Source organism: Pedobacter mendelii (genome assembly GCF_014635725.1).
GTDB classification, from domain to species: domain Bacteria; phylum Bacteroidota; class Bacteroidia; order Sphingobacteriales; family Sphingobacteriaceae; genus Pedobacter; species Pedobacter mendelii.
Genome location: NZ_BMDJ01000001.1, coordinates 386,896 through 399,823 on the forward strand (window position 1 = coordinate 386,896; position 12,928 = coordinate 399,823).

General features: G+C 36.0%; 13 protein-coding genes and 1 pseudogene. 12 read left to right on the top strand and 2 right to left on the bottom strand.

Annotated features, from left to right (window positions below; genetic code table 11):
* Positions 1 to 40: 40 nt before the first annotated feature.
* From accB to ade, 12 genes and pseudogenes are all read left to right on the top strand, one after another.
* Positions 41 to 514, top strand: coding sequence for an acetyl-CoA carboxylase biotin carboxyl carrier protein (accB, locus tag IEV50_RS01745; RefSeq protein WP_188411531.1), 474 nt, complete (start codon positions 41 to 43; stop codon positions 512 to 514).
* 99 nt (positions 515 to 613) lie between these two features.
* Positions 614 to 1,960: an acetyl-CoA carboxylase biotin carboxylase subunit gene (accC, locus tag IEV50_RS01750; RefSeq protein ID WP_188411532.1), complete on the top strand. Its 1,347-nt coding sequence runs from the start codon at positions 614 to 616 to the stop codon at positions 1,958 to 1,960.
* Positions 1,961 to 2,123: 163 nt separating this feature from the next.
* Positions 2,124 to 2,252 carry a DUF2683 family protein gene (locus IEV50_RS19725; RefSeq protein ID WP_262890397.1) on the top strand — a complete coding sequence of 43 codons (129 nt, stop codon included), beginning with the start codon at positions 2,124 to 2,126 and terminating at the stop codon, positions 2,250 to 2,252.
* Between the two features lie 134 nt (positions 2,253 to 2,386).
* Positions 2,387 to 2,509 (top strand): annotated as a pseudogene (locus IEV50_RS19560) (type II toxin-antitoxin system YoeB family toxin); the annotation flags it as partial.
* 117 nt (positions 2,510 to 2,626) lie between these two features.
* Positions 2,627 to 3,508, top strand: coding sequence for a twin-arginine translocase subunit TatC (gene tatC, locus IEV50_RS01760; protein WP_188411533.1), 882 nt, complete (start codon positions 2,627 to 2,629; stop codon positions 3,506 to 3,508).
* Positions 3,509 to 3,554: 46 nt separating this feature from the next.
* Positions 3,555 to 3,992, top strand: a complete 438-nt coding sequence (gene rpiB, locus IEV50_RS01765; protein WP_188411534.1) for a ribose 5-phosphate isomerase B — start codon at positions 3,555 to 3,557, stop codon at positions 3,990 to 3,992.
* 28 nt (positions 3,993 to 4,020) lie between these two features.
* Positions 4,021 to 5,655, top strand: a complete 1,635-nt coding sequence (locus tag IEV50_RS01770) for a M28 family peptidase (RefSeq protein WP_188411535.1) — start codon at positions 4,021 to 4,023, stop codon at positions 5,653 to 5,655.
* A gap of 117 nt (positions 5,656 to 5,772) precedes the next feature.
* Positions 5,773 to 5,982: a type II toxin-antitoxin system VapB family antitoxin gene (gene vapB / locus IEV50_RS01775; RefSeq protein ID WP_188411536.1), complete on the top strand. Its 210-nt coding sequence runs from the start codon at positions 5,773 to 5,775 to the stop codon at positions 5,980 to 5,982.
* A complete protein-coding gene (locus IEV50_RS01780) occupies positions 5,979 to 6,365 on the top strand; it encodes a type II toxin-antitoxin system VapC family toxin (RefSeq protein ID WP_229746585.1) in 387 nt (128 codons plus the stop codon). Before vapB ends, IEV50_RS01780 begins: the two co-directional genes overlap by 4 nt.
* 80 nt (positions 6,366 to 6,445) lie before the next feature.
* A complete protein-coding gene (locus tag IEV50_RS01785; protein WP_188411537.1) occupies positions 6,446 to 7,834 on the top strand; it encodes a LutB/LldF family L-lactate oxidation iron-sulfur protein in 1,389 nt (462 codons plus the stop codon).
* A gap of 38 nt (positions 7,835 to 7,872) precedes the next feature.
* The gene (locus IEV50_RS01790) at positions 7,873 to 9,849 is read left to right on the top strand and encodes an alpha-ketoacid dehydrogenase subunit alpha/beta (protein ID WP_188411538.1); all 1,977 of its coding nucleotides are present in this window, start codon (positions 7,873 to 7,875) and stop codon (positions 9,847 to 9,849) included.
* Positions 9,850 to 9,926: 77 nt separating this feature from the next.
* A complete protein-coding gene (ade, locus tag IEV50_RS01795; protein ID WP_188411539.1) occupies positions 9,927 to 11,570 on the top strand; it encodes an adenine deaminase in 1,644 nt (547 codons plus the stop codon).
* Between the two features lie 89 nt (positions 11,571 to 11,659).
* On the opposite strand, the gene IEV50_RS01800 is transcribed toward ade, so the two are convergent.
* Positions 11,660 to 12,265, bottom strand: a complete 606-nt coding sequence (locus tag IEV50_RS01800; protein ID WP_188411540.1) for a SprT-like domain-containing protein — start codon at positions 12,263 to 12,265, stop codon at positions 11,660 to 11,662.
* A 163-nt stretch (positions 12,266 to 12,428) separates the two neighbouring features.
* Positions 12,429 to 12,806: a GxxExxY protein gene (locus tag IEV50_RS01805; protein WP_188411541.1), complete on the bottom strand. Its 378-nt coding sequence runs from the start codon at positions 12,804 to 12,806 to the stop codon at positions 12,429 to 12,431.
* Positions 12,807 to 12,928: the final 122 nt, after the last annotated feature.

Below are 12,928 nucleotides of genomic sequence, written 5' to 3' on the forward strand. Positions count from 1 at the left end.
TAATTCATTAACACTATTTTTTACATAACAAGCTTAAAAAATGGATATCAAACAAATACAGGAACTTATTAAATTTGTTTCTCGTTCGGGTGTAAACGAAGTTGCCATAGAGCAAGAAAACTTTAAGATTACGATTAAAACCAACCAAGCACCAACAGTTGTGCATGCTAGTGTGCCTCAAGCTCCGCTTTTACAAGCAGCTGCCCCGGTTGCTACCGCTCCTACTGTACCTGCTGCTACTCCAGTTGCCCCTGCTGCTGAAGATACATCAAATTACATTACAGTGAAGTCACCAATGATTGGTACTTTTTACCGTTCAGCAAGCCCTGACAAACCTATGTTTGTTAATGTTGGCGATGAAATTGGTACTGGCAAAGTAATTTGTATTATTGAAGCAATGAAACTTTTCAATGAAATTGAAAGTGAAGTTTCTGGTCGCATTGTTAAAATATTGGTTGATAATGCATCACCCGTAGAATACGATCAACCTTTGTTTTTAGTAGAACCTATTTAGTAGCTGATTTCATCGATTAATTTGATTTCACAGATTTCTTATGGTACCCGATTAAATTGGTGTAATCTTTAAAATTAGTGCAATCCTAAATTAAAAATTATGTTTAAAAAAATACTAATTGCCAACAGGGGCGAAATCGCTTTGCGTATTATACGCACCTGTAAAGAAATGGGCATCAAAACGGTTGCTGTTTATTCTACTGCAGATAGGGAGAGTTTACATGTGCGTTTTGCTGATGAGGCTGTTTGTATTGGCCCACCACCAAGTAAAGATTCTTATTTAAATATCCCGAATATTATTTCGGCGGCAGAATTAACCAATGCTGATGCAATTCATCCCGGTTACGGTTTCTTATCTGAAAATTCTAAGTTTTCAAATATTTGCCGTGAGTATGGTATCAAATTTATCGGAGCAACACCCGAACAAATTAATGGCATGGGCGATAAAGCTTCTGCCAAAGAAACCATGAAAATTGCAGGTGTACCAACTATTCCAGGTTCGGAAGGTTTGTTGGGAAGTGTAAAAGAGGGCATCAAAATTGCAAATGAGATGGGCTATCCAGTTATACTTAAAGCAACCGCTGGTGGTGGTGGCCGAGGTATGCGTGTGGTTTGGAAGGACGAAGATTTTGAAAATGCATGGGATAGCGCTCGTCAAGAATCTGGTGCAGCATTTGGTAACGATGGTTTATATTTAGAAAAGTATATCGAAGATCCACGCCACATAGAAATCCAGATTATTGGTGACCAGTTTGGTAAAGCCTCCCATCTATCTGAGCGTGATTGCTCGATTCAACGTAGACACCAAAAGTTAGTTGAAGAATCTCCTTCACCATTTATGACAGATGAACTTCGTGTTAGAATGGGTGAAGCTGCAATTAAAGGTGCAATGGCTGTAAATTATGAAGGTGCTGGTACAATCGAATTTTTGGTTGATAAACACCGTAACTTCTATTTCATGGAAATGAACACCCGTATTCAGGTTGAACATCCGGTTACGGAAGAAGTTATTAATTTCGATTTAATTAAAGAGCAAATTAAGGTTGCTGCAGGGATTCCAATTTCAGGTAAAAATTATTTCCCGAATATGCATGCGATTGAATGTCGCATCAATGCAGAAGACCCTGCCAACAATTTCCGCCCTTCACCAGGTAAAATTACCAACTTTCATTCACCAGGTGGTCACGGTGTTCGTGTTGATACACATGTCTACGCCGGTTATCAAATTCCATCTAACTACGATTCGATGATTGCAAAGTTAATTTGCGTTGCACAGACTCGTGAAGAAGCGATTTGTACAATGGAACGAGCATTAGGAGAATTTGTAATAGAGGGCATTAAAACTACCATTCCTTTCCACTTACAACTTATGAAAGACCCAAATTTTAGGGCCGGAAATTTCACTACAAAGTTTATGGAAACGTTTGAATTTGTAGATTTGCAATAAAGAAAATTAAAAAAAAACACAAAAGTCAAGTTTAATAGCTTGGCTTTTTGTGTTTAATATAATTTTTAGCTTAGAATTTTACTAAATTTGATTTATGGAAACTTTAATTGTACACCCAGAAAATTAAGCTCAACTAACTGCAATTAAGCATGTACTTAAAGCAATGAAAATTTCTTTCGAAAAAAAAGAAAAGTCTTATAATCCTGAGTTTGTAGCAAAAATTCAAGAATCTGATAAAAACTTTGATGAAGGTAAATTTAAAACGATAAAGGTTGAGGATATATGGAAATAGCATTTGATGAAGTTGCAGAAAAAGACCTTATTTTCTGGAAAAAATCTGGCAACAAAACTATTTAAAATAAAATTTAAGAAATCATACAGTCAATAACAAAATCTCCTTATGAAGGTATTTGAAAACCAGAGCCTTTTAAATACGGTCTTACTGGAAAATGGTCAAGAAGAATTGATAAAGAACACAGAATTATATATGAAGTATTATTGGATAAAAAAATCATCAGAATCAATTCACTAAGAGGTCATTATAATTAACCTTACAACAATGATATGCACAATATCAAACTCATTTCTCAGAATAATATAAACTATTTCTATATTTAGCACGTACATACCATTCTATTCATTTAGAATGGTATTTTTGTTTTCAACATGAGCGACACAAACAAATCATCACTACTAAAAGCTATTGGCAATAAAGGAACAACCTTAGAAGCAGAAATGTCTTTCTTTGACCACCTGGATGTACTGCGCAAACACTTAATCAGAGCTGTAATTGCCATCGGCGTATTTACCGGAATTGCCTTCTATTTCAACGAAGACATTCTGGATAAAATAATTTTTGGACCTAAAAAGCCTGATTTCTGGACCTATCGGATGATGTGCAAACTGGTAGAACATTTCCCTTCTTTAGGTAAGGATATGTGTATCACCAAAATTAATGGAGAAATTATTAACACGGAAATGGCAGGACAATTTAACCTCCAGTTAAATGTATGCGTAATGTGTGGCATTGTACTTGGTTTTCCTTACTTACTTTGGGAGATATGGCGTTTTATTAAACCTGCATTACACGAAAAAGAAAGAAAATCGGCAAGCGGTTTTGTATTCTTTGCTTCAGTTCTATTTATAATTGGAATCATTTTCGGCTATTTCATAATTTGTGCCCTGTCAATTAACTTTTTAACTGGTTACACGGTTAGTTCTGAAATCAAAAATACTTTCACTATAGATTCTTATGTCTCATCTATAACAACACTTACACTCGGAACAGGAATTATCTTTGAGCTACCAATAATCATATTTATATTATCTAAGCTTGGATTAATGACACCAAAGTTAATGAGATCAAGCAGAAGATATGCTGCCGTTATTATACTTATTATTGCAGCGATTGTTACACCAACACCAGATGTTCTAACGATGCTTACCGTAGCTGCACCGCTATTTTTACTATACGAAGCTAGTATTTTTGTATCTGCATATATTGAAAAAAAGAAGAAAAAAGCTGATGCTTCTTTTTATGCTAACTAACAAAAACATTACGAACAGATTTCATAATTCTCTATAAATTTGAGCAATGCCAAGTACAAAAATTAAAATCGCAATTGGGTCGGATCATGCTGGTTTTGAATATAAAGAAATGCTTAAAACTTTCCTTAGCGATTATGAAGTTAAGGACTTTGGCACGTATTCTCCAGACGCTGTAGATTATCCTGATTTCGCACATCCGGTTGCTACGGCAGTAGAAAGTGGAGATTTTAATTATGGGATTTTGATTTGCGGTTCGGCTAATGGCGTAGCTATAACAGCAAACAAACATCAACACATCAGAGCTGGCTTATGCTGGGTAATTGAAGTTGCATCTTTAGTTAGAAAACATAACGATGCAAATGTTTTATGCATTCCTGCTAGGTTTGTTTCAGAAGAAGAAGCAAAAGAAATTACCACAACTTTCTTAAATACCGAATTTGAAGGCGGTCGTCACCAGAATAGGGTTGATAAAATCTCATGTTGATTAATAAAAAACTAACTTTTACTACATAATGAATAAAAAATTTTTAACCCTTAGTATTGCGTCGCTCCTTACAGCGAGTTGCTTTGCTCAAGTTAAACCACTTGCGCCTAATAAAGATGCAATGAAGTTTAGCAAAGCTATAAATCCTGCGGATGGACTTAAACATCTTTCTGTTTTAGCATCTGATGAATATGAAGGTCGTGAGACAGGAACAAAAGGTGCTTGGATGGCTGCAGATTACATCCGCGATTATTTTAAATCTATTGGCTTAAAAGGTCCTGTTGATGGTGGATATTTCCAAAAAATCGATTTGGTAAATGTTACTTTAAAGCAAAGCCAGGTAACCGTAAACGGCCAACCCAAAGAATACCAAAAAGATTATGTTGTATCTCCTAGCTTAATTAGCGATAAAGGATTTACTTTTTCTACCGATCAAATTGTGTTTGTAGGCTACGCCATTAACAAAGATAATTATAACGATTTTGCCGGCGTGGATATTAAAGGCAAAGTGGTAATGATGTTTAGTTCTGGCGACCCAACAATGAAACCGGGAACTAGAATTGACAGAGCAACTTACCGAGCGATGTTAGAAAACAGAGCAAAATATTTTGCAGATAACCAGGTAAAAGCAATTATCCTTATCGACCCAATGGTGGATAGAATAACTGAAAACACCAAAAATGCTCAAAATAAAGGCAGAGTAATGGTTAAAACCAATGCAGCTATTGAAGCGCAAAAACAAAATGAAATTCCTCGTATTTCTATTTCTACCACAGTAGCAAATGAATTATTAAAAGCATCGAACACTACAGTTGCAGATTTACAAAAGAAAATTGTAGATAGCCAAGCTCCATCTTCATCAGTATTAAATGTTCCTTTCTCTGCAAGTGCTGCTAAAAATGAAGTTCCTGTTAGATGCGAAAATGTACTTGGATATTTAGAAGGTTCTGACCCTGTGCTTAAGAAAGAAGTATTGGTGCTTACTGGCCATTATGATCATATTGGTTTAGTAACCGACCCAAATGCCACTGATAAAGTAAATAATGGCGCTGATGATGATGGCTCTGGTACAACTGGCGTTTTATTGATGGCTAAAGCTTTTATGGATGCGAAAAAAGCTGGTAAAGGCCCTAAACGTAGCATTTTATTCATGACAGTTGTTGGTGAAGAAAAAGGTTTATGGGGTTCTGAATGGTATTCTGAGCATCCAGTTTTTCCTGTTGAAAACACAATCGCCGATTTAAATACAGATATGATTGGTCGTATTGGTGAAGAATATTTAGGCAAACCAGATTCTGCAAATTACATTTATTCAGTTGGCTCTAAAATGTTGAGTAGTGAGCTTTCTAACTTAAGCGAACGCGTAAATGCAACGTATACTAAAATGAAACTGGATTATAAATATGATGATCCAAAAGACACAGAACAAATTTATTATCGTTCAGACCATTATAATTTTGCAAAACTAGGTATTCCGATTATTTTCTTTTATGATGGTATGTTGCAACAAGACTATCACCGACCAGGTGATGAAGTTAGCAAAATTAACTTCCCGCTTTTGGCAAAAAGAGCACAATTAACCTACTACACTGCATGGGAATTGGCTAACCAAGCAAAACGACCAGCCGTTGATATGGATGGAAAAGGAAATCCAAAGAAATAATTAAGTTAAAATATTAAGCCTCGATAAACAATCGGGGCTTTTTTATGAGATAAAACCCATCCTTCATCAGTTTGAAATATTATTTAAAAACATTATTTTTGAATAAATCTAGAATTTATGAGTCAAGCTGAAATTTTCGAGAAAATAAAGTTAATACCTGTTGCATATCAGCAAGAGGTTGAAGACTTTATTGATTTCATCCTACAGAAAAAAAATATTGATTCGCCAGATAAGAATAAAAGAAAAATTGGATTGCTTAAAGACAAAATGAAAATGAGTACTGATTTTGATGAGCCGTTAAAAGATTTTAAAAATTATATGGAGTGAAACAATACCTTTTAGATACCCATACATTACTTTGGATGCAGGATGATAACCATTCGCTATCAACTAAAGCTAGAGAAATTCTTGAAGATAGTAGCTGTAATTTATATCTTAGCATTTCAAGTTTTTGGGAAATTACTATAAAACAATCTTTAGGCAAATTAAAATTAGAATATACTTTAGATGAACTATCAGGTTCATGTTCAGCAAATAACATCTTCATACTTCCGGTACAAATAAGCGCACTGAATATTCTGAAGACATTACCTTTTTTGCATCGAGACCCTTTTGACAGAATTATTATTTCTACAGCACTTGACATGGGATTTAATCTTATTTCAAAAGATACAAAGTTTCATAACTATGAGGTTAACATAGTTTGGTAACTACAAAACTATAATATCAAATTTTTCGCTCTATTAAATTTTCTGAACGTAAACTCGTGATGGATTCCTATCTTTGAGTTATGATGAAAACTGCCGAGGAATTTTTAGAGAAGTCTGATGAGAAAGCTTTCGATCTACCACATCGTAAAACCATAAATTACAATATTGGCAAATACAATGTAGCTGTAGAACGCGGCTTATCAAAATTCGAAAACCTGGAGGCATCAAAAAAGAAAGCGCATGTTGTAAAATGGCGTGTGATGGAAAATTTGGATAAATTTTTGCCCGAATTTGAATCGAATTTTCAACGCAGGGGTGGAAAAGTTATTTGGGCAAATGATGCCGAAGAAGCACAACAGGAGATTTTAAACATCATCAAAAGGAATAACGGCAAAACGGTTATCAAATCCAAATCGATGACGACCGAAGAGATTCACTTGAATGATTTCCTGGAAAGTAATCAAATTGAATCGTTAGAAAGTGATTTAGGCGAATACATTGTTCAATTGCTTGGCCAAGCGCCTTACCATATCGTTACACCTGCTATGCATTTAAGTGCGACAGATATAGCAAAATTGTTTCATGATAAGTTCGGAACGCCCATTGACGCAACGCCTCCTCAATTGGTGCAAAAAGCCAGAGAGTTACTTCGCGATAAATATTTAAATGCAGATATTGGAATTAGCGGAGGAAACTTTTTAATTGCCGATACTGGTAGTATTGCCATTACCGAAAATGAAGGAAATGCCCGTTTAAGTACAACATTTCCGAAGATACATATTGCCATAGTTGGTATCGAAAAAATAATTCCATCGATGGCAGATCTGGACTTGTTCTGGCCTTTATTGGCATCGCATGGAACAGGACAAAATTTAACAGTTTACAATACTATTTTAAGCGGACCACGCCAACCAAATGAAACTGATGGACCTGAAGAAATGTATGTTATCCTTTTAGATAACGGTCGTACGAATCTTTTGGCTCAAAAAGACCAGCGACAAGGTCTATACTGCATTCGTTGTGGTGCATGTTTAAATGCATGTCCGGTTTATAAAAATATCGGAGGTCACACTTATAACACTACCTACAGTGGACCAATAGGTTCGGTAATTACGCCGCATTTAAAGGGTATGGAAGAATTTAAGCACTTAAGCTATGCCTCCAGCCTGTGTGGTAAATGTTCTGAAGTTTGTCCGGTTAAAATCGACATACACAAAATGCTTTTGCTCAATCGCCGAGATGCAGCAACCAGCCACGAAAACGGTAAAGTTGAAGAAATTGGCTGGGGAATGTTTAACCGAATGATGCAAAAACGCAAGTGGATGGATTTATTTGGCGGGAAATTTAAAAATTTCATGCTTAAAACTTTCTTCAAAAAAAGCTGGGGTAAGTACCGAGAAATGCCAAAAGTAGCAGATAAATCTTTTGCAAAACAATGGGAAGATTTGAAGAAAAGTAAGGAATCTTAGGTTTCCTATCAACTGCTCACTAAAAACTGAGAACCGAAATGCAATTCAATCGAAAAGATAAAGACGACAAATTCTTACTGAATTTATACAAGAGACTGCTTTATCCTAGAATGGTTGAAGAAAAAATGCTCAAACTTTTGCGTCAGGGTAGAATTGGCAAATGGTTTTCGGGCATTGGGCAAGAAGCCATAGCGGTTGGCTCTACTTTAGCCATGCAAAGTGATGAATATATTTTACCAATGCACCGGAATTTAGGTGTTTTTACCAGTCGCGATATTCCGCTTAAAAAATTAATGGCACAATGGCAAGGCAAAGCAACGGGTTTCACCAAAGGCCGAGACCGCTCGTTCCACTTCGGCACACAAGACTATAAAATTATTGGGATGATATCTCATCTTGGCCCGCAAATGGCTTTGGCAGATGGTATTGCATTGGCCGATGTATTAGCCAATAAGCAAAAAGCAACTTTAGTATATACTGGTGAGGGTGCTACAAGCGAAGGCGATTTTCATGAGGCGGTTAATGTGGCTGCTGTTTGGAATCTGCCTGTTATTTTCTTGATTGAAAATAATGGTTACGGTTTATCCACACCAAAATCAGAACAGTTTAGGTGCAAAAACCTGGTTGACAAGGCAATTGGCTATGGAATTGAGGGTATTCAAATTGACGGAAATAACATCCTTGAAGTTTACAATACCATCAATCAATTGGCATCCGAAATTAGAAAAGACCCACGACCAGTATTGATAGAATGTTTGACATTCAGAATGCGTGGACACGAAGAAGCATCGGGTACCAAATACATACCTCAAGAATTATTTGATGAATGGGAAAAGAAAGACCCGTTAAGCAATTATGAATCTTATTTAATTACCCAGGGAATTTTAACATCCGATTCAATCATTGATATCAAAATTCAAATCAAAAAGGCTATCGAATTAGAAGTGGAAGAGGCTTTTGAAGAGCCTGAACCTCAAGTGGATTCCATTAGAGAGGGAAGCGATATGTATTTTCCTTTTGTACAAAAAGTAATCGAACCTGCACCGTCATCAACAGAAAAAAGATATTTAGATGCAATAACAGATGGCTTGGATTTGGCGATGCAGAAGTATCCCAATCTGGTTTTAATGGGTCAGGATATTGCGGATTATGGTGGTGCCTTTAAAATTACCGATGGCTTTACGGCTAAATACGGAAAAGGCAGAGTTCGCAATACACCAATTTGCGAGTCGGCAATTGTGGGTGCAGGCTTGGGTTTATCCATCAATGGTTTTAAGGCTGTGGTAGAAATGCAGTTTGCCGATTTTGTTACTGTTGGCTTCAATCAGATTGTAAATAATTTGGCTAAAACGCACTATCGATGGGGCGAAAAGGCTGATGTTGTAGTTCGAATGCCAACAGGTGCCGGAACAGGTGCTGGTCCTTTTCATTCGCAAAGTAACGAGGCTTGGTTTACTAAAACGCCAGGCTTGAAAATCGTTTATCCTGCTTTCCCTGAGGATGCAAAAGGTTTATTGCTGGCTGCAATTGATGACCCAAACCCAGTATTGTATTTCGAACATAAATATTTATATAGAAGTTTAAGCGGTCCTGTTCCCGACGGTTATTTTACAACGGAAATTGGCAAAGCGGTTAAGTTAACTGATGGAAAACAATTTACGATAATTACCTATGGCTTAGGTGTTCATTGGGCTTTAGATTACCTGAAAAATAACCCTGAAATTGATGCAACTCTAATTGATTTACGCACACTTCAGCCTTGGGATAAGGAAACAGTTTCAGCGGCTGTAAAATTGACAGGAAAAGTTATAATCTTACACGAAGATACTTTAACCAATGGTTTTGGTGCCGAAATTTCTGCATGGATTGGAGAACACTGTTTTCAATACCTGGATGCACCTGTAATGCGCTGTGCTAGTTTAGATACGGCAATACCCATGAACAAATCTTTAGAAGATAACTTTTTGGCAAAAGCCAGGTTAGCAGAAACGATAGAAAAATTATTAAAATTTTAGAATACTTTTGCCACGGAAAATATTAGTTTAATTCCAGGTCAATCTATACTTCCGTGACTAATTTATAAATAGAGAAAATGAGCAATTTTAAGGTTGAAGGAAACATTGTAGATATTACAGAGCGAAACATTTTCTTTGGCGAGGTTGAAGTTGAGCATGGGAAGATAAAATCCATCAATAAAATTGCTGAGCAAAAGGATGGAATTCCATTTATCCTGCCTGGATTTATTGATAGCCATGTCCACATCGAAAGCAGTATGCTTATTCCAAGTGAATTTGCGAGGCTGGCTGTTGTTCACGGTACAGTTGCAACCATTAGCGACCCACACGAAATTGCCAATGTTTGCGGAATGGAAGGTGTTGAATTTATGATAGACAATGGAAATACTGTTCCTTTCAAATTCAATTTTGGAGCACCTAGCTGTGTTCCGGCAACTATTTTTGAGACTGCTGGTGCTGAATTAAACCACGATGATGTTAAAGCACTTTTAGAGCGACCGGAAATAAAATACTTGAGCGAAATGATGAATTTCCCTGGTGTACTTTATAAGGATGAAGAAGTTTTAAAGAAGATAGCTGCTGCACACGCATTGGGAAAACCTGTTGATGGACATGCACCAGGATTACGTGGCAATACTGTTCAGCAATATATTGATGCCGGAATTTCTACCGACCACGAGTGTTTTACTGCTGAAGAGGCTTTGGATAAACTTCAAAGGGGTATGAAAATATTAATCCGCGAAGGAAGTGCTGCAAAAAATTTCGATGCTTTAATTGATTTATTAAAGGATTGGCCAGAAATGATGATGTTTTGCAGTGATGATAAACATCCTGATAGCTTGGTTGAAAGTCACATTAACGCACTTTGCGCCAGAGCAATTGCAAAGGGAATCGATATTTTTAATGTTTTACAAGCTGCTTGCATCAATCCAATTCTACATTATAAATTAGATGTTGGCGCTTTACAGGTTGGCAACTATGCTGATTTTATAGTGATTGAAGATTTGATAAACTTCCAGGTAAAGCAAACCTATATTGATGGAATTTTACTGGCAGAAAAGGGCGAAATGGTTGACAATTGGATACAAAAAGTTGAAGATAAGGCATCCGTAAATCATTTTAACTGCAGCTCAAAAAAAGAGGCAGATTTTGTGTTTCCCTTTTCTGGTCAGCAGCAAATACCAGTTATCGAGGCTTTGGACGGACAATTAATTACCGATAAATTGTTTTGCTTACCTAAAGTAGAAAATGGAAATATCATTAGTGATTTAGACAATGATGTTTTAAAAATGGTTGTGGTTAACCGTTACTTTGATGCACCAATTGCCATTGCCTTTGTTAAAAATTTCGGTTTTAAAGCAGGTGCAATTGCATCGAGCGTAGCGCATGATAGTCATAACATTATCGCTGTGGGTGTAGATGATAAAAGTATTTGTGAGGCGGTTAACTTGGTTATCCAAGAAACTGGTGGTGTAGTGGCTGTAGGAAATGGAAAAGAAGAAGTTTTGCCGCTACCTGTGGCAGGTTTAATGAGCAACCACAATGGTTATGAGGTAGCTGAATTATATACGTCAATTGATAGGTTTTCAAAAGAACTTGGCTCTACATTAGTAGCTCCTTTTATGACGCTTTCTTTTATGGCTTTACTGGTTATTCCACATTTAAAATTGAGCGATAAGGGTTTATTTGATGGGGATGAATTTAGGTTTTTAGTTGATTAGTTTATTTGTTTTTTGGCAGGTTAAAATTTGGGCAATCAAATATAGAAGACCAAACGCCTAAAAAACGAAATAACCAACAATCCAAACAACTAGATTATAAAAACCTCCGCCAAAGGATTAAAAAGATAAATCCGTTTGTCGTCTAAACAAACGCATCGATACCGCTTTCTTATTCGCTCTCCTTTGGTAAACCGCCTTCCATCTTTTATTCTGAAAATGGTATTTACTTGCAATTGTTCTAAATGTAAGGTTTCGGTTTTAGCAGAATCATATTTTTTTAAAGCTCTTGATAAATGTAAATCTGAGCAACTTGATGCGGCAGGATTCGACATATAATTATCTATCGCCTTATGAATATCATCTGGAAAAATATTCATTTCAAAAAATGGAACCATCATTCTTTGGAAGTTTTTTTTCCACTCTAACCCATGTGGTTTTACTTTGTTTTTGAAATCGTTCCAGGTTAAAAGATGTGCAAATTCGTGAACGGTAGTAACCAAAAAAGCGTAATGATTTAAATTGAAATTTACAGAAATTCGATGTCCTTTATCTCGATATGGATGTCGGTAATCGCCTAGTTTGGTAGAACGGGTTTTGGCAATTTTAAATTCGCACTGAAAATAATCTATCCATTTTGCAATTAGCGGTGCAGCCTGGGCAGGCATATATTGCGCTAAAACATTAACTTTCTCCACGAATGCTAAGATAGTATTTTTTCATTTTTTAACTACAGAGGCCATTAAGATTTTCACACAATAAACACAATTATATTACTCTAAACAATTGAGATGACCAGGCGTGCATGGTTCTTTTTACCACAGAGGTCATATAGATTTTCACAAAGGAAACTAAGTTTAATCAATAACCATTAATAACTCGTTTTATTCCATCTTTCAAGAGTAAAACATTAAAATTTATTAGCAAACCAAATTTGAACCCACCTAATTTCATATAAGTTAAGGTTTGCGCTAAATGTATGTCTGCAAGTTTTTCTACACTTTTTAATTCTAAAACTAAATTATTCTCCACTAAAATATCGATTCTATAACCACAATCTATTTTAACATCCTCAAAAGTTACTGACATCATTTTTTCCTTTTCAACTAAAAACCCTGCATTTTCGATTTTATAGAATAAGCATTCTTTATATGCGCTTTCGAGTAAACCAGGCCCAAGGGCTTTATGAACATCAATAGCTAACCCTATAATTGTTCTTGTTAACAAATCTTCTTTCATATTCTTATGTTCTCAGTGGGCCTTAAGAAAAATACAATGTAAAATGATACTAAAAAAATTTACCCAGTAAATTCATTGTGTTCTCTGTGCTTTACCTCTGTTTGCTCTGTGGTAAAAAATCC